The 18,218-nt window shown below is 62.2% G+C and carries 15 protein-coding genes; 11 read left to right on the top strand and 4 right to left on the bottom strand.

The annotated features are described in order from the left end of the window. Window positions 1-81 precede the first annotated feature (81 nt). From ASE36_RS01250 to ASE36_RS01290, 9 genes are all read left to right on the top strand, one after another. Window positions 82-1,491, top strand: coding sequence for a multicopper oxidase family protein (locus ASE36_RS01250; RefSeq protein ID WP_062277807.1), 1,410 nt, complete (start codon window positions 82-84; stop codon window positions 1,489-1,491). Between the two features lie 2 nt (window positions 1,492-1,493). Beyond that, window positions 1,494-2,381: an MBL fold metallo-hydrolase gene (locus tag ASE36_RS01255; RefSeq protein WP_082510735.1), complete on the top strand. Its 888-nt coding sequence runs from the start codon at window positions 1,494-1,496 to the stop codon at window positions 2,379-2,381. A gap of 117 nt (window positions 2,382-2,498) precedes the next feature. Beyond that, entirely contained in the window at window positions 2,499-3,644 is a 1,146-nt protein-coding gene (rnd, locus tag ASE36_RS01260) for a ribonuclease D (RefSeq protein WP_062274819.1), read from the top strand. 3 nt (window positions 3,645-3,647) lie between these two features. Then, window positions 3,648-4,145 carry a GNAT family N-acetyltransferase gene (locus ASE36_RS01265; RefSeq protein ID WP_062274824.1) on the top strand — a complete coding sequence of 166 codons (498 nt, stop codon included), beginning with the start codon at window positions 3,648-3,650 and terminating at the stop codon, window positions 4,143-4,145. 10 nt (window positions 4,146-4,155) lie between these two features. Continuing rightward, complete coding sequence (locus ASE36_RS01270; protein WP_062274828.1) at window positions 4,156-5,133, top strand: small ribosomal subunit Rsm22 family protein; 978 nt, start codon at window positions 4,156-4,158, stop codon at window positions 5,131-5,133. Then, window positions 5,130-6,152 carry a DUF2891 domain-containing protein gene (locus tag ASE36_RS01275; protein WP_062274830.1) on the top strand — a complete coding sequence of 341 codons (1,023 nt, stop codon included), beginning with the start codon at window positions 5,130-5,132 and terminating at the stop codon, window positions 6,150-6,152. The genes ASE36_RS01270 and ASE36_RS01275 overlap by 4 nt, the downstream gene beginning before the upstream one ends. Next, window positions 6,142-7,824, top strand: coding sequence for an aconitase X (locus tag ASE36_RS01280; RefSeq protein ID WP_062274833.1), 1,683 nt, complete (start codon window positions 6,142-6,144; stop codon window positions 7,822-7,824). Before ASE36_RS01275 ends, ASE36_RS01280 begins: the two co-directional genes overlap by 11 nt. A gap of 166 nt (window positions 7,825-7,990) precedes the next feature. Then, a complete protein-coding gene (locus ASE36_RS01285) occupies window positions 7,991-9,055 on the top strand; it encodes an adenylate/guanylate cyclase domain-containing protein (protein ID WP_062274836.1) in 1,065 nt (354 codons plus the stop codon). Between the two features lie 113 nt (window positions 9,056-9,168). Then, a complete protein-coding gene (locus ASE36_RS01290; RefSeq protein WP_062274839.1) occupies window positions 9,169-10,527 on the top strand; it encodes an esterase-like activity of phytase family protein in 1,359 nt (452 codons plus the stop codon). 60 nt (window positions 10,528-10,587) lie between these two features. Here ASE36_RS01290 and ppx read toward each other — a convergent pair whose 3' ends face one another. The 4 genes from ppx to ASE36_RS01310 form a co-directional block, all read right to left on the bottom strand. Beyond that, entirely contained in the window at window positions 10,588-12,108 is a 1,521-nt protein-coding gene (gene ppx / locus ASE36_RS01295) for an exopolyphosphatase (protein WP_062274842.1), read from the bottom strand. A 12-nt stretch (window positions 12,109-12,120) separates the two neighbouring features. Then, window positions 12,121-14,313, bottom strand: coding sequence for an RNA degradosome polyphosphate kinase (locus ASE36_RS01300; protein WP_062274844.1), 2,193 nt, complete (start codon window positions 14,311-14,313; stop codon window positions 12,121-12,123). Between the two features lie 61 nt (window positions 14,314-14,374). Next, window positions 14,375-15,088 (bottom strand): DnaA regulatory inactivator HdaA, encoded by a 714-nt coding sequence (hdaA, locus tag ASE36_RS01305; RefSeq protein ID WP_062274851.1) that lies wholly within the window; start codon window positions 15,086-15,088, stop codon window positions 14,375-14,377. Then, window positions 15,089-16,246 carry an AI-2E family transporter gene (locus ASE36_RS01310; RefSeq protein WP_062274853.1) on the bottom strand — a complete coding sequence of 386 codons (1,158 nt, stop codon included), beginning with the start codon at window positions 16,244-16,246 and terminating at the stop codon, window positions 15,089-15,091. A 238-nt stretch (window positions 16,247-16,484) separates the two neighbouring features. On the opposite strand from ASE36_RS01310, the gene purM reads away from it, so the two are divergent. Both purM and purN read left to right on the top strand, forming a co-directional pair. Further along, window positions 16,485-17,558, top strand: coding sequence for a phosphoribosylformylglycinamidine cyclo-ligase (gene purM, locus ASE36_RS01315; protein ID WP_062274855.1), 1,074 nt, complete (start codon window positions 16,485-16,487; stop codon window positions 17,556-17,558). Further along, entirely contained in the window at window positions 17,555-18,211 is a 657-nt protein-coding gene (gene purN / locus ASE36_RS01320) for a phosphoribosylglycinamide formyltransferase (RefSeq protein WP_062274858.1), read from the top strand. Before purM ends, purN begins: the two co-directional genes overlap by 4 nt. Window positions 18,212-18,218: the final 7 nt, after the last annotated feature.

The raw sequence follows: 18,218 nt of genomic DNA on the forward strand, positions 1-18,218 counted from the left end.
TGCGACAGCATGGACGGGCCGGAGCTATTGCTGAACGCCAGCATCAACTTTAAGAACTGGGGATCGAATGGAGCCCTTGTCGTGTTTCAGCTGTCCCGTCGCACTCTCCTGAAATCAGCCGCTGTTGCCGGAGCCTATGGAGCCGGCGTCGCCGTGCTGCCGCGCCTGTCACAGGCCTTCGCCGCCCCCTCGCAGCTGGACATCGAAGCACGGATGATTGACGCCACCCTTGATGGCCAGGCGGCAACACACAAAGTGATGAGCTACGGGCTGACGGGCGCACCATCCGCCGATCCCTCGCCGCCGGTCCTGCGCATGCAGCGCGGAAAGCCGTTTGCCGCAACGCTCACCAACACGCTCGACGAGCCGACCACCATCCACTGGCACGGCTTGCGTATCCCGAATGCCCAGGATGGCGTGCCCTTTGTCACTCAGCCTTACGTCTATCCGGGCGACCGCTTCGACTATGCGTTCACGCCACCGGATGCCGGGACCTTCTGGTATCATCCCCATTGCAACACGCTCACCCAGATGGGCCGGGGGCTGACCGGCATGCTCGTGGTCGAGGACGATAGCGATCCCGTCTTCGATGGCGAAGTGACGCTCAATCTGCGCGACTTCCGGCTCGGCAGCGACAGCCAATTCATCGCCCAGTTCAAGCCGCGCGATGCGGCGAAAACCGGGACCTTCGGCACCGTTCGCACGGCAAACTGGCAGCCGCAGCCGGTCTATGACGTGCCGGCCGGCGGGCTGGTGCGACTGCGGATCCTCGCGTCCGACGTCACCCGCATCTACAATCTGAAGCTCGAGGGCGCCGAGGCGATGATCATCGCTGTCGACGGCCATCCCGTGCCCGCGCGTTTCGTGCTGGACATGGCGGTCGTCGCACCCGGTCAGCGGCTGGATCTGGCGCTTCGGGTTCCCGATAGCGAGGGCGCGCTCGTTTCGCTTGAAGACATCCGTCCCTCGACGCCGAAGGTGGTAACGCAGTTCCGGGCGGTCGGCGCCTCGCTCAAACGCCATCTCGGCGATCTCGGACCGCTTGCCGAAAACGCCGGTGTCGAGGTCGATCTGAAGAACGCGACGCAAGTGCCGCTGCTTTTGAGCGCGACGGCGGAAAACGCGGCAAAAGATTCGATCTGCGGCACGCTCGGCTATTCCTTCTGGGCGATCAACAAGGTGCCCTATCCCGGCGACACGGCCGATCCGACGGCCCCGATCGCAGAGCTGAAGCTTGGCCAGAGCTATATTCTCAATGTCGAGAACGTCACGCCGCATGCCCATCCGATCCATCTGCATGGCATGAATTTCAAGGCGGTTGATTCGAACAAGCAGGTTGTTCAGCAGCAGGTTTCGGATACCTATCTCGTGCTACCGGACGAGAAGGTCCAGTTGGCACTGGTTGCCGACAATCCCGGCGACTGGGTCTTTCACTGCCACATCATCGAACATCAAAAGACCGGCATGACCGGCTATTTCAGGGTGACATGACAATGAGCCTCGCTGAGACGATGCGTATCCACGAGCCCTATCCGGGCATCTTCGCCTATTACGACGGACGCATTACCGGCAAACGACTGCATTCGCCAGAGCCGAACTGGCTGGATGACGGAGCCTACAGCCTCGGCGTCGCGAGCTTCGCCATCGTTTCCGGCGCGCAGGCTCTGGTTTACGACACGCACATTTCATTCGATCATGCCGCCGCGATCCGGGCCCATCTCAAATCGCTCGGCGTGACTGCCATTCAAGTGGTCATGAGCCACTGGCACACCGACCACGTCGCCGGAAATGCCGGCTTCCTCGATTGTCCGATCCTGTCTAACCGGCTAACGAAAGACACCCTCATCGAGAAACGCAAGGTTCTTGCGGCCAAGAACCCGCCGATCAATCCAGTTGTGATGCCGACGGAAACCTTCGAGGGCGAGACGGTTCTTCATGTCGGCGAGATCGAGGTGCGGTTGATGCAGTTCGACATCCACAGCGCCGATGGCACCGTGCTCTTCCTGCCCTCGCTTGGCCTGCTGTTTGCCGGCGATACGCTGGAAGACAGCGTCACCTATATCTCCGAGCCGGACAATGTGGCTCGCCACATCGTTGAACTCGACCGGCTGGCAACGCTGCCGATCCGCCGCATTCTGCCCAATCACGGCGCAGAAGAGGTGATCGCCGCCGGTGGCTACCCGCCGTCGCTGATTGCGTCCAACCGCGACTATCTCACGCGCCTCACGGCCCGGATCGATGATCCCGCGCTTGATACCGAGAGCCTGGAAACCTTCCTCGCGCCTGAAATCGCCAATGGCTCGGCGCTCTATTTCGCGGCGTATGAAGAGGTGCACCGGCAGAATATTGCCGTGCTGCGCGGCGCGCCTGCCGACGAATAGTGCTGGACGACGCGCGCAAACGGGCTGTTCACGGCCCTTTGCCATCCGTTCATATTGACATCCAGGGCCAGAAGGGAAACTAAGGTTGATCCTTTAGTTTTCCATGACCGAGCCGAAATGATCGATACCACTGCCGCGCTCGAGGAGGCCTGCCGCCTTCTTGCCCAATCCGATTTCATCACGATCGACACGGAATTCCTCCGCGAAACGACCTTCTGGCCCGAACTCTGCCTGATCCAGATGGCGAGCCCCGACCACGAGTATATCGTTGACCCGATGGCCAAGGGCCTCGATCTTGCGCCCTTCTTCGAACTGATGGCGAATACGGCGGTGGTCAAGGTCTTCCATGCTGCGCGCCAGGATATCGAAATCATCTTCCACCTCGGCAATCTGATCCCGCATCCGATCTTCGACACACAGGTCGCGGCGATGGTCTGCGGCTTCGGCGATTCGGTCTCCTACGACCAGCTCGTGCAGAAGGTGAAGAACGTCCATATCGACAAGACCTCGCGCTTTACCGACTGGAGCCGCCGTCCGCTGTCGGAAAAGCAGCTCGATTATGCGCTGGCCGACGTCACCCATCTGCGCGATGTCTATCTGAAGCTGAAAAGCCAGCTGGAGGCGGAAGGACGCGCCGAATGGCTGACCGAGGAAATGGCGATCCTGGAATCGCGCGATACTTATGACCTGCATCCCGACCAGGCCTGGCAGCGGCTGAAGATGCGGCTGCGCAAGCCGACCGAACTTGCCGTGATGCAATATGTCACCGCCTGGCGCGAACGCGAGGCGCGCTCGCGCAACGTGCCGCGCTCGCGCGTCTTGAAGGACGATGCGATCTATGAAATCGCCCAGCAGCAGCCGAAGGACGTGGAAGCGCTCGGGCGGCTCCGCACCATCCCCAAGGGCTGGGAGCGTTCGACCTCAGGGGCAGCCATCATCGAACAGGTGAACATCGCGCTTGCGCTGCCGAAATCGGAAATGCCGCATCTGCAGCGACACACCCATGCGCCAGAGGGCACGCAGTCGGCCGTCGAGCTTCTCAAGGTGCTTCTGCGGCTGACCTCGGAAAAGCACGGCGTTGCCTCCAAGGTCATCGCCAACAGTGACGATCTGGAAAAGATCGCTGCCGAAGGCGAAAAAGCGGACGTCGCCGCCCTGCAGGGCTGGCGCAAGGAACTCTTCGGCGATCTGGCGCTGAAGCTGATCTCCGGCGGCGTCGGGCTGCGCTTCGTCGACAAGCGCGTCGAAGCCGTGGAGTTCTGAGCCATGCCGGCGCTTACCCTGCGCCGGGCAACGGAGGCCGACATTCCGTTCATCATGGAGACGGAGCGTCTGCCGGGTTATGATGAGTTCATCGGCCGCTATAGCCTTGAAGAGCATAAGGCCCAGCTGACGAACCCCGGATTTGCCTATTTGATCGGGGACGACGCAGCCGGCGAGTCGCTCGGCTTCGTCATCCTGATGGATCTCGATCGGCGAGACGGCAATGCCTGTGTCAAACGCATCGCGGTGGCGTCTCCCGAAAAGGGCGTTGGTTCACAGTTGCTGGCTAAGGCAGTGGATGTATCATTTCTCGAATACCCCACTCATCGTCTGTGGCTCGACGTCGTGCGCGAAAATACCCGCGCAAAAACGGTCTACCTGAAGACCGGCTTCATTGAGGAGGGTGTGCTGCGCGAGGCAGCCCTTCTTCCGGGCGGCCGGCGCAGCGATTTCTTCATCATGTCCCTACTCCGCCCGGAATGGGCATCGCGCCGCGGCTGAGGAGCCATCCATGGAACTGCCCGCCGCCCTGCGCTCCGCTGTCGACCAGATGCTTTCGGGCGAGCCGCTGGAGAAGCTTGTCAAGTCTAGCGCCGTTCTCTCCGACCGCTATCGCCGCGAGGTGCGTGACGGTCGCTTTCACATCGACGATGCGCTCGCCGCCAAGGCCTATCTCGCAACCCGGCTGCCGGCCACCTTCGCGGCCGTGCGGGCGGCGTTCGGCATGGTCGAGGAGGTCGCGCCGGATTTCGCGCCGACCTCGCTGATCGACCTCGGCTGTGGACCCGGCACCGCGCTTTGGGCTGCCGCGGACACCTGGCCCTCACTCGCCTCTGCCGAGATGATCGAGGCCTCAGGCGCTATCCGCGGTGTCGGCGAAAAACTCTCCCGCAGCGCGCAGGTTGCGAGCCGCTGGCAGGCAGGGGATGTGACCGCGAAGATGCCCTCGCTTGCCCCCGCCGATCTCATCACCCTTGCCTATGTGCTCGACGAATTGCCGCCTGCAACCATTGCCAACGTGACCCAGAAACTCTGGTCGCTGACCAAGGGCATGCTTGTGATCATTGAGCCGGGTACGCCGGCCGGGTGGCAGCGCATTCTGACGGCTCGCGATGTCTTGCGCTCGGCAGGCGCCCATCTCGTCGCCCCCTGCCCGCATTCTGAGGACTGTCCGATCGTGGCACCCGACTGGTGCCATTTCTCACGCCGGGTGGCGCGGTCGCGCGTGCATCGTCTCGCCAAGGGTGCCGAGGTGCCGTGGGAGGACGAGAAATACATCTTCATCGCCGCCTCACGCGAACCGGTAGAGCGGACAGGCTCGCGCATTCTTGTTCCGCCACGCGTCAATGGCGGTGTGGGACGGGTCAAGCTCTGTCGTGGCGATGGGACGGCTCAAGAACTCACACTCAGCAAGCGCGACGGCGAGGCGTTCAAGGCGCTGCGGCGCGCCGATTGGGGCGACCTGCTGCAGGAGGAGGTCCAGGGATGACAGATACCACGCTCACAGCCGAACTCGCCTCCCGCTTCGCCCGGATTGCGCTTTCCCATGTGACGCGGGAATATCCGAACCACATCCTGCACGGACTGGACGGGCCTCAAGACGTCGGCACACCGTCTGAAATGCATCCGCTGTTCTTCGGCAGTTATGACTGGCACTCCTGCGTGCACGGCTACTGGATGCTGGCGCGGCTTCTGCGGCTGTTCCCAAACCTGCCGGAGGCCGAGGCGATCCGCAACCTCTTCGACTGGATGATCGTTGACGACAAGGTTGCTGGAGAATGCGCCTATTTCGACCGCCCCTCGGCGCGCGGATATGAAAGGCCATACGGCTGGGGCTGGCTGTTGAAGCTTTCGGCGGAGCTTGTCGGACATGAGCACGCCGCCTGGGGAATGACCCTGCAACCGCTGACAGACCGCATAGTCCTGCAGTTACGTGACTTCCTGCCGGTCGCTTCTTATCCCGTGCGAACGGGAACGCACTACAACACGGCCTTTGCGCTGAGGCTCGCGGCCGACTATGCGGAGACGATGGCCGACAATGGTCTTCTCGATCTGCTGCAAGCCACGGCCTTGCGCTGGTATGGCGCTGACGAAGCATGCCCGGCCTGGGGAGAGCCTTCTGGCGACGACTTTCTATCGCCGGCATTGATCGAGGCCGAGTGTCTGCGTCGCCTGATGCCGCCGCAAGACTTCACAGCCTGGTTCGACCGTTTCCTGCCGCAGGTTTCAGCGAAAGAGCCGGCGACGCTCTTCAGCCTGCCCCAGGTCTCCGATCGCTCCGATAGCAAGATCGCCCATCTGGACGGGCTCAACCTCAGTCGTGCCTGGTGTTTCCGGTCGCTTGGCGCAGCGCTGCCGTCCGACGATGGGAGGCGTCCCATTCTGGGAGATGCCGCAGACCACCACCTTGCAGCCGGGCTGGACCATGTGGCCGGCGATTACATGGGCGAGCACTGGCTCGCCAGCTTCGCCGTTCTCGCGCTCACCGAGGTACCGCATGACCGATGACAGCGTGACGATCAGCGGCCGGGTTCTCGTGCCCGGTGTTGCGGAAGGCAGGATCCTGTTCAGCGATGTAGGCCTCAGCTTCTGGGGCGGGGTCGATGCCGTGACCGGCGAGGTTATCGACCGGCATCATCCGTTAAGCGGGCAGTCGCTCAGAGGCCGAGTCCTCGCCATTCCGACCAGCCGTGGGTCCTGCTCCGGCAGCGGCGTGGTGCTCGAATTGTTGCTCAACGACCAGGGCCCGGCGGCGATCCTGCTCGAACGTCCGGAAGCCATCATTACGCTCGGCGTGATCGTGGCCGAGGCGTTGTTCGGCCGCTCGATCCCCGTCGTCTGCGTCGGCGAAAAAACCTTCGTCACGCTTCGGGATAGAGGCGATGTGCGCATCGCTGCAGTGGATCGTGAGGCGCGGCCTGCCACCGTTCGGCTGTCCCCGGAAGACCAGGGGATTCTGGCCGGCGCAAAGGGCGAGGCTGCAGCGGTTGCCATGCGGATCGTGCTGCGCATGGCGGAGATCGAAGGAGCCGAAGACCTCATCGATATCACCCGCGCCCATATCGACGGCTGTATCTATACCGGTGCCGGCGGCCTCGCCTTTGCGGAAAAACTCAGAGATCTCGGCGGACGCGTGCAAGTGCCAACCACACTCAATGCCATTTCTGTTGACCAACGCCAGTGGCGCGCACAAGGGCTTGCGCCCGAATTCGGCGAGCCGGCGAGCCGGCTGGCGGACGCCTATGTGGCGATGGGCGCCAAGCCGACCTTCACCTGCGCGCCCTATCTGCTCGACGACAAACCTCAGCGCGACGAACAGATCGTCTGGGCGGAATCCAATGCCGTCGTCTTCGCGAACAGCGTGCTTGGCGCGCGGACAATGAAATATCCGGACTATCTGGACATTTGCGTGGCGCTGACCGGGCGTGCGCCGAAGGCCGGCTGCCACCTCGATAGCGCTCGCCTGCCCGCTCTGCGCATCCGGCTACCGGCTCTCCGCGATATCGACGACAGCCTCTATCCCCTGCTCGGCTACCTCATCGGCACGCTTTCGCCGGATGAAATCCCTGTTATTGAGGGACTGGCCGATCCTGTCCCCTCTATCGATGACCTCAAGGCGTTTGGCGCCGCCTTTGCCACGACGTCTGCCGCGCCCATGTTTCATATTGCCGGCGTAACGCCAGAGGCGATCACAGACGGCGGCTATGCTCTCCTCGAGCTGCCCATCATCACAGTGACCCCGGTTCAAATGCGCCAGGCCTGGGCGGAGCTGAACGGCGCCCCGGCCGGCCCTGTGGATCTGGTCTCCCTCGGCAACCCCCATTTCTCCGTTGACGAGATCGCAGCCCTTGCGCGCCTCTGTCGCGGCCGGATCAAGCATTTGGATGTGGCCCTGATCGTCACCTGCGGCCGGCATGTTCTGGAGAAGGCTCGGGCCGCGGGCGATGTCGAGCCGCTTGAGACATTCGGCGTCACCTTCGTCACGGATACCTGCTGGTGCATGATCACAGAGCCGCTGATCCCGCCTTCGGCCAAGGTGATCATGACCAATTCCGGCAAATATGCCCATTACGGGCCGGGCCTGTCCGGTCGCCAAATGCGCTTCGGCTCGCTTGGCGCCTGCGTCGAGGCGGCTGTCCGAGGCGTGGACACAGAGGGACTGCCTGTCTGGTTGCCGTGATGGTCGCGGCCTCCAGGCCACCGTTCCTGGCCAGTTGGCTAGCGATCAATTCTGGGCGCACCCTTGCCTCGAATTCCGACAAGCGCATGTCTGGCACAAGGTGGAACAAGCCACTATATCGCCATGAGCTGCAGTCTTTGCTGCAGACGAGAATGGTGGACGGCTTATGACACGGCAGAGCTTTTTATTCTGGGGCCTGGTGGTGGCAGCCGTTGCCTTAAGTGGGGTTGCTTACAGCTTGTTCGTCTATGGCGGCCGGGCTCACATCGGCGCGATATTTTCCGTCTTCATCGCCATGCCGATCATCGCCTTCGAGCGGCGTCTCTTTCTGTCGCACTACCGGGATTGGCTGCACGGGCTTGCTACACCATCCTTCCTCGTCTTTTCGCTTGCCACCTATTACGGACTGATGGTGGCCGGTTATGTGACTGGCGGATATCTGCTCAAGATTTCGGGTGCCATTGAAGAGAGTTGGCATCAGATCTTCATCCTGCCCCTCAATGTCGTCTTCTATACTTTTGCGGTCACCGGCTCGATCGTCTTCGTGCTCCGCGTCCGCGATCTTCTGGGCGGCGACATCTTCACCAGCCTGCTCACCGGCCGTTATCGCAAGCCTGTCAGCGAGGAGCGCGTCTTCCTCTTTATCGACCTGGTGGGGTCAACCTCTTTTGCCGAGAAACACGGCGACCTGCGGACGCAGGAGTTTCTGGGTGCCCTTTTCACTGCGCTGGCCGAGCCGGTCCGGCGCCATCGCGGCGCAATCGACGACTATATCGGCGATGCTGTCATCATCACCTGGCCTTTGGAACGTGGCATCAGAGATGCGCGATGCATCTGCTGCGTATTCGATATCATCAACCAGATCGAGGCGAATGCCGACCGGTGGATGAGCCAGTTCGGCCAGATGCCGCGGCTGCGGGCCGCCCTGCATGGCGGCGAGATCATCACCGCCGAGATCGGCGTCGACCATCACAAGATCGCCTATTTCGGCGACACGGTGAACACCACGGCGCGCCTCGAGAGCCTGTGCCGCACGCTTGGGCGGCCCGTGTTGATCTCGCAGGATCTGGCGCAACGCATGACCATGCCAGCCACCATCCATGCAGATTATCTGGGCGAGCACGGGCTGCGCGGTCGTGGCCAGCCGATCGGCGTCATCGCCTTGACCCGCCAGACGAAGCCCCTGTCGACCACCGCCGCGCCTCGCCTTGCGGCGCGCGCTGCGGAGTGATGTTCGACGATCGCCGAGGAGCCGTCATCAAAGCTTCGTGCGGCCGTAATTTGCCTGATATCTACAGGCCCTAACCCCTCTCGTCGTTAGCCTCATCAACCAAGGTGACGTCGATGAAAAAATCCCTTCTCGCTTCCGTATCCCTTTTCCTCATCTTCGCCTCGTCTGCGCTTGCCGACGAGACTGTCTTTGCTGCGAAGCTCGTCAACCACGCCATCCTGCCGGCCAACACGATCATCGCCGCGCCGGCCGATGCGCCCGCCTATCTCAAGACCTCCGGCAAGTTCACCACCGCCGATCGCAAGCGCGCCGAAGAGCTTGGCAGCGTGCCGGGTAAGGACGGCGTGCGGCCAACCGGCCTGTCGCTGCCCTTCGACGGGCAGCCGCTCCAGGGCTTCTCCGGCATCAAGGCCATGCCGGACGGTTCGTTCTGGAGCCTGTCCGACAATGGCTTCGGCTCGAAGAGCAATTCGACCGACGCCATGCTAATGCTGCATCACCTGACCTTCGACTGGGATGCCGGCACAGTGAAGGTCGAAAAGACCCTGTTCCTGACCGATCCCGACAAGAAGGCCCCCTTCCCGATCACCATGGAAGGTTCGGAGAAGCGCTATCTGACGGGCGCGGACTTCGACGTCGAATCCATCCAACCCGTCGCCGACGGCTTCTGGGTCGGCGAAGAATTTGGCCCCTATGTGCTGAAGTTCTCGACCGAGGGCGTGCTGACCGATGTGATCGCCACCAAAGCCGGCGAGGTCGACGTCAAGTCGCCCGACAATCCGACCCTCGTCGTTCCGGCCAATCCGGCTGCCAAGATGCCGGTCTTCAACCTCAAGCGCTCCGGCGGTTATGAGGGCCTCGCCATGTCGAAGGACGGCACCAAGCTCTATGGTCTGCTGGAAGGCCCGCTTTATCTCGAAGACGGCTCCGTCGAAAAGGCCGATGGCCTGACGGCACTGCGCATTATCGAACTCGACGCCGCCTCCAAGACCTGGACGGGCAAAACGTGGCTCTATCCGCTTTCCGAAGGCGGTGAGGCGATCGGCGATTTCAACATGATCGACGAGACGACGGCTCTGGTCATCGAGCGCGACAATGGTGCGGGCACAGCCGACAAGGCCTGCGCCGATCCGAAGGCACCGGCACCCGACTGCTTCGCCGTTCCGGCCAAGCACAAGCGGATCTACAAGATCGAGATGACGGAAGAAAACGCCGGCAAGGCCGTGCGCAAGATCGGCTATATCGACCTGATGAAGATCGAGGACCCCGACAACAAGAAGCGCCAGGGTGGCGGCGAAGGTTTTTACGACATGCCTTTCGTCACCATCGAGAATGTCGACGTGGTCGATCCGACCCATGTCATCGTCGGCAACGACAACAACCTGCCCTTGTCGGCGGGCCGGGCGATCGACAAGGCCGACGATAACGAATTCGTGCTGCTGGAAGTGGACGATTTCCTCAAGGCGAAGTAAGCCTGAAACAGCGAGAGCGGGTCATGCCCGCTCTCGTTTCTATCCTGCCGATGTCAGACCTTATTCGAACACAAAGGCCAGCCGCTTGCCGGTCAGCTTGGAGAGTTGCGTCAGACGGCCATCCAACCGTTCGCCCGCGAAGACCTCGTAGGCCTTCGGCACGACGAATTCGAGGTCGAGTTCGGGATTGCTCGAGCGTCGGAAGGTCAAGTTGTGCACCACGCCCGGCATCGAGGCCGAGAAGAGATAGACGACGCGCAGCATGCCGCCCACCAGCTTTGCCCGGTCGAGCAGGCGTTCCGTGGCGATGGCCGCCAAGGGACCGGTCTGGCCGTCGTCATGCAGGCCTTCGAAGCGGTAATAGTTGGTGAGCGCGATGAAGGCGCGGCCCGGATGGGTGATGCCGACGAAGGACGAGTGGGCGATCACGTTCAGCGCCTGCAGGCCGCGGTAGTCGGGGTGGGCGCGCCAGCTGATATCGGCGAGCAGGCAAGCGGCCTGGCGGTAGCGGCTTTCTTCTTCGGTTTCCTCAATATCGAAGAAAGGCATCATCCGACCGGTCCAGTCGGCGAGTTCGCGTGCATGTTCCGGCGAGCGTGCGCGCAGGATGGCCAGTTCGTCGGCCGCTTCAACGAGCGGGTCAAGCGCCTGCTCCTCTTCGAGCAGCAGCGAATAGAGATAACCTTCACGCACGCCCTGGGCCGAGAAGCAGACCGTGCGCGGCTGCATGACCTCGATCACCTCGCGCAGCGCAATTGCCCCGAAGGGGATCAGGTTGCGGCGGTTCTTGGAGATGGACGACCAGGCCGGATCGCGGGCATTGGCGCCGGAGATGATCTCGTCGAGGAAGAAGGCGATCTCATCATAGGGCAGCTCATAACCCTGCATCATATGCAGCGGATATTTGCGAATCTCCATGTGCAGCTTGGCGATGTTGCGCCAGGTGCCACCCACTGCGTAGAAGGTTCGGCCCGTGCCTTTCGACAGAAAGTTGGCGCCGAGGAGCAGCTTCTTGGCAAGAGCGCGGGCCTTGGGCAGCGAACCGTCGACGGCTTCCGAAAGCCGCAGGCCACCGAGCGGCAGGGTGATGCCCTTGCCGAAGGTCTTGCCGCTGATGTCGATCAATTCGAGCGAGCCGCCGCCGAGATCGCCGGCGATCCCATCGGCCTCGTGGAAGCCACTGATGATGCCGAGGGCCGAATACTTCGCCTCTTCCTCGCCGGTCAGAACCAGGATTTCCTGTCCCAGAATCTCCTCGGCGCGCGCGATGAAGTCCGGGCCGTTGGAGGCTTCGCGGGCGGCAGCCGTGGCGAGGACATACATCCGGGTCGCCTGCGCTTGACGGGACAAGGCACGGAAGCGCCGAAGTGCGGAAAGCGCACGCTCGACGCCCTGCTCATCCATGCGCCCGGTCGTTGCGACACCCTTGCCCAGTCCGCACAGGACCTTCTCGTTGAACAAGACTGTCGGAGCGCGCGACAGCCCCTCATAGATCACCAGGCGGATCGAGTTCGAGCCGATGTCAACAACGGAGACAGGGGCAATCCCGGGAAGACGCCCCTGCGCTTCAGATCTTGTCATGAGGTACCAGTGTTAGCGTTTCCTGCCGGAAATCAGACCGGCGATCAGTTTCGGTGCACTCGATTTCAAGGCTTCGCCCCGGCCCGAAAGGCTGGGATTGGTCATGAAATAGTGCTGGGCGTTGAAAGGTTCCTCACCCTGTCTAACCTCAATGCGGCGAGACGTTCCGTCGGCCAATATCTCGTAGCTCTGCTGGTTGTCAATCAGGTTGCCCAGCATGATCTGTGACAGCACCTGCTCATGCACTGTCGGGTTGATCAGCGGCACCAGGGTCTCGACACGACGGTCGAGATTGCGCGGCATCATATCGGCGGAGCCGATATAGACCAGCGCCTTGTCGGAGGGCAGACGGTGACCGTTGCCGAAGCAGAAGATGCGGCTGTGCTCAAGGAAGCGACCGACGATCGACTTGACCCGGATATTGTCCGAAAGGCCTGCTACTCGCGGGCGCAGGCAGCAGATGCCGCGGATGACGAGATCGATCTCGACGCCGGCACTGCTTGCCTCATACAAGGCGTCGATGATCTCGGGATCGACCAGCGAGTTCATCTTCATCCAGATCTGCGCGGGGCGACCGGCTTTCGCGTGCTCGATCTCCTCGTTGATATGACGCAGGATGCGCGGGCGCAACGTATAAGGCGAGACCGCGAGCTTCATGCCCTCTTCCGGCTCGCCGTAGCCGGTGATGAAGTTGAAGACATTCGCCATGTCATGCGCGATCTTCGGGTTGCAGGTGAAGAAGGACAGGTCGGTGTAGATCTTCGCCGTGACCGGGTGATAGTTGCCGGTGCCGAGATGGCAGTAGGTTCTGAGCTTTCCGTCTTCACGGCGCACGACCATCGACATCTTGGCGTGGGTCTTGAGTTCGATGAAACCGAACACGACCTGCACGCCCGCGCGCTCGAGGTCGCGGGCCCAACGGATGTTGGCTTCTTCATCGAAGCGAGCCTTCAACTCGACGAGAGCCGTGACGGACTTGCCGGCTTCGGCCGCGTCGATCAATGCGCGCACAATGGGGCTGTCGTTGGACGTGCGGTAAAGAGTCTGCTTGATCGCCAGCACGTCCGGATCGCGGGCGGCCTGCAGCAGGAACTGCACGACGACGTCGAAGCTCTCATAGGGGTGGTGGACGATCATGTCCTTCTCGCGGATGGCCGCGAGGCAATCACCGGCATGTTCGCGAACGCGCTCCGGGAAACGGGCGTTGTAGGGCTCGAAACGCAGGTCGTCGCGCGGGGCCTTGCAGATTTCCGAGATCGTGTTGAGGGCAAGCAGGCCCGGCAGGACGGCGACGCGGTTATCCGGCACGTTCAGCTCATGTACGACGAACTGGCGCAGCGCCACCGGCATTTCTGAATCGACCTCGATGCGGATGACCGATCCGCGGCGGCGGCGCTTCAAAGCCGTCTCGAAGAAGCGCACGAGATCTTCGGCCTCTTCCTCGACTTCGATATCGCTGTCTCGGATGATGCGGAAGGTGCCGAAACCCTTGACCTCGTAACCCGGATAGAGCCGATTGATGAACAGGCCGACGACATCCTCCAGGGTGATGTACCTGATAGTGGCGCCGATGTCCTGCAGACGGATGAAGCGATCAAGGGTGGGTGGCAGGCGCAGCAGCGCCGTCATCGGCTCACCGGTCCGGCTCGAGCAGAGCTGCAGGCCCATGGAGAAGCCGAGATTGGGGATGAAAGGGAAGGGATGCGCCGGGTCGATGGAGAGCGGCGTCAGAACCGGGAAAATCGAATCCTCGAAGGTGTTTTCCAGCCAGCGGCGATCGTCGTCCGATAGCGCGGCCGGGCGCACGATAAGGATTTCCTCATTGGCGAGATACTGCTGGAGGACCGCAAGCGAGGCCTGCTGCTCCATCTGCAGGTTGTCGATTTCCTTCAGGATATCATCAAGCTGTTCGGCGGGCGTCTTGCCGTCGGGACTGCGCACCACGATGCTCTGGCGCACCTGACCTTCGAGTCCGGCCACGCGGACCATGAAAAATTCGTCGAGATTGGCCGCAGAGATCGAGAGGAAGCGGACCCGCTCGAGAAGCGGGTGGGCGGTGTTCAGCGTTTCCTCTAGGACGCGGCGGTTGAACTGCAGCCAGGAGAATTCCCGATTGATGAAGCGCAGGGGACTGGTGCGGATGTCATCCGTCTGGACCGCGTCCTCGCCATTTGTGCCAACCGTCTCGTTTACCGCGCTGTCCATGCCTTCGTCCCTTTGTTGCCCCTTGGGCCACTATAACAGTATGACGACAGATCTGTGACGCCTAGTCCCCGCTCTGCGGCTGTTCCAGGGTCTCCAGCACTTCTGCGGCAAGGTTGCGGCTGATCCGGGTGCGTCGGGCGAGCGCCACCTTGTCCAGCCGGTCGACCACCTGCTGGGCAGCGGTGAAGGATCGTTCCATCCGCTTCACGATATACCCAACGATCTTGTCATCAATGTAAAGCTGGCGATCGGCAAACAGCTTCATGATCAGCTGGCCCAGAAGCTCTTCATCCGGTGCGCCGATTTCGACCACGGTGGCCGCCTTCAGCCGCGAGGCAAGGTCCGGCAGGGCAACGTTCCAGGACGGCGGGAAACTGCGCGAGGTGATCAACAGCGAGGTGCCGTGCTGGCGTACCGCATTGATTACATGGAAAAGCTCGACCTCGTCAAAGCCGTTGCGATCGGCATCTTCCAGGACGACAGGACCGGCAGCGGCGAGGCTGGAGGCGCCCTGCCCTACCTTGGCATCGATATCGGCGGCGCCGCTCACATCGCGGAAAATCTGCGCGAGGTGGGATTTGCCCGAGCCTTCCGGCCCCTGCAGGATCACCACCGGCGATGGCCAAGCCGGCCAGGCATCGACCAGCGACACGGCTGCCGCCAGACGCTCCGAGACCAGAAGGTCGTCGCGCCCGGTGGCAGAGCCATGATCGAAGACGAGCGGCAGCTGTTCGCCGGGCCCGCGCCGCTCGGATACCCTCTTGACGTCAGTCATTCACTTCTCTGTGGCCTGGGGCTGGATCTCGCCGCCGATTTCGCCAACGGTTGGTGATGCGGTGAGCGAAAGATCGATCGCCGAACCATAATAGAGATCGCTTTCAAGATAACGCGACAGCGCGAAGCGGACAAGCACGCCAACGGCCGCGGCCGCGGGTACTGCGACCAGGACGCCGACGAAGCCGAAGAGCGCGCCGAAGGCAAACAGGGCAAACATCAGCCAGACCGGGTGCAGGCCGACGCTTTTGCCCACCAGCTTCGGCTGCAGGATATTGCCCTCGATGAACTGACCGAGGAAGAAGATGCCGGCGACGACACCGATCCAGATGAAATCGGGCCAGAACTGTACGAGAGCCACGCCGAGCGCCAACAGCAGGCCCACCGTGGAGCCGACATAGGGAATGAAGCTGATCAATCCTGTGAAGAAGCCGATGAGCAGGCCGAAGTTGAGGCCCGCCAGCGACAGGCCGACGGCATAGAAGATGCCGAGGATCAGGCAGAGCGAACCCTGGCCACGGACAAAGCCGGCGATGGTATTGTCGAGTTCACGCGCCAGTTGCCGCACGGTTGCCAGCTGGCTGCGCGGCACCCAGCTATCCACCTTGGCGATCATCCGGTCCCAGTCGAGCAGCAGGTAGAAGGCGACGACCGGGGTGACCACCAGCAGCGAAACGATGTCGACCAGCGCCTTGCCGGAATTCCAGATCTGGCCCACCAGGGTGCCGATGAAGCCGACGCCCTCTGTCAGATAGCGGGAGAAATTCTGCCGGATCGTCTCCATCTGGCCGTCGACCCAGTCGGGCAGCCAGGCGGCGTTCGAGCTGGCGATGAAGCTCTGCAGCTGCGACACATATTCCGGCACGCGCTGGATAAAGTCGTTCAGCTGGCTGGCCAGGATAGGGATGATGATCATCAGCGACAGGATGAAGACGACGATGAAGGAGACGAGGATGACCACCGTCGCCATCAGCCGGCTCAGGCCGATGCGCTCCAGACGGTCGGCCACCGGATCGAGGAAATAGGCGAGCGCCATGCCGGCGATGAACGGCAGGAGGATCGACGAAAACATCATCAGAAAGACGACGAAGACGGCCAGCGTGCCGAGCCAGAAAAAAGCCTGGCGGCGAAGGCCGATGGCGCTGATGTTGCGATGCATGTCCTCAACTCCTTGCGGATGGCTTGCCAGCCCGTTCTCTGTGGCATAGCAGCAATTCGTCTCAAGGAGATAGGTCAGCGCGGAACCCCTGGTCAAGAACTCGCAAGCGCGTGGTGCCGACAACCGGCTTTCAAGCGCGGATCGGGCCGGGAAATCGTGCACTTATCCGGCTCGCGGCTTGCATCCTTGGGCACTTCATGCCATGGCCAGCCCAATTCTCTTCAGATCGGAGGCAGGCATGAGCCAGGCTGGCAAGAACGGGTTGACCTATAGCGATGCGGGCGTCGACATCGATGCCGGCAACCTGATGGTCGAGAAGATCAAGCCGGCCGTGAAGTCGACGCGCCGTCCGGGCGCCGATGGCGAGATCGGCGGTTTTGGCGGGCTCTTCGATCTGAAGGCCGCCGGCTTCAAGGACCCCATCCTTGTCGCCGCAAACGACGGCGTCGGCACCAAGCTGAAGATCGCCATCGACGCCAATCTCCATGACACCGTTGGCATCGATCTGGTCGCCATGTGCGTCAACGACCTCGTTGTCCAGGGCGCCGAGCCCCTGCTCTTCCTCGACTATTTCGCCACCGGCAAGCTGGATCCAGACCAGGGCGCTGCGATCGTGCAAGGTATTGCGGCTGGCTGCCTGGAAGCCGGCTGCGCACTGATCGGTGGCGAGACGGCCGAAATGCCGGGCATGTATTCCAAGGGCGACTATGACCTCGCAGGCTTTGCCGTCGGTGCTGCCGAGCGCGGCGAACTACTGCCCGCAGGTGACATCGCGGAAGGCGACGTGATCCTCGGCCTTTCGTCTTCGGGCGTGCATTCCAACGGCTTTTCGCTGGTGCGCAAGATCGTTGAACTCTCGGGCCTTGCCTGGGATGCACCGGCGCCCTTTGCCGAGGGCAAGTCACTCGGTGCAGCACTGCTCACCCCGACCCGCATCTATGTGAAGCAGCTTTTGAAGGCGATCAAGGAAACCAAGTCGCTGAAGGCCCTTGCTCACATCACCGGTGGCGGCTTCCCCGAGAACATCCCGCGCGTGCTGCCGAAGCATCTTGCCGCCGAGATCGACCTCGCCTCATTCAAGGTTCCGGCCGTCTTCTCCTGGCTCGCCAAGACCGGCGGCGTGGAGCAGAACGAAATGCTGCGCACCTTCAACTGCGGCATCGGCATGATCGTCGTCGTTTCCTCCGACAAGGTGGACGACGTCACCAAGGTGCTGGAGGCCGAAGGTGAAATCGTTGCCCGCCTCGGCCGCATGATCGCCCGCGAAGAGGGTGCGCATGGCGTGACCTACAAGGGCGTGCTCGCTCTATGAGCGGCGGCTGCAAACGCGTCGTCGCCTTCATTTCCGGCGGCGGATCGAACATGCTGGCGCTGGCGAAAGCCTGCGAAGCGGCGGATTTCCCGGCCGAAATCGTTGCCGTCTTCTCAGACAAACCGGAGGCCGGTGGGCTTGCCAAAGCCGAAGCGCTCGGCATGCCCACACGCGTGTTCGAGCGCAAGGCTTTCGCTTCCAAAGCTGAACACGAGGCGGCAATCCTTGCCGCACTCGCAGAGATCGGCCCGGATCTGATCTGCCTTGCCGGTTACATGCGCCTGCTCTCAGGCGATTTCATCCGTGCGTATGAGGGACGGATCCTCAACATTCATCCTTCCCTGCTGCCGCTCTTTGCAGGTCTCCACACCCACCAACGCGCGCTCGACGCCGGTATGAAGGTCGCCGGCTGCACCGTGCATTTCGTCACCGAAGGCATGGATGAAGGTCCGGTTATTGCGCAATCGGTGGTGCCTGTGCTGATCGACGACACCGCGGAGACGCTGGCCGCACGGGTGCTCACCGTAGAGCATCAGACCTATGCGGCTGCGCTCAGGCTGGTCGCATCAGGTGGCGTCACCATGCGCGCTGACGGCAGCGTCGAGCGGCTTGCTTCGGGAACGGATGCAGAAGCCAGGTTGATCAGCGCCTGACCCCTCC

It is taken from the genome of Rhizobium sp. Root274 (genome assembly GCF_001429245.1).
Classification (GTDB): Bacteria; Pseudomonadota; Alphaproteobacteria; order Rhizobiales; family Rhizobiaceae; genus Allorhizobium.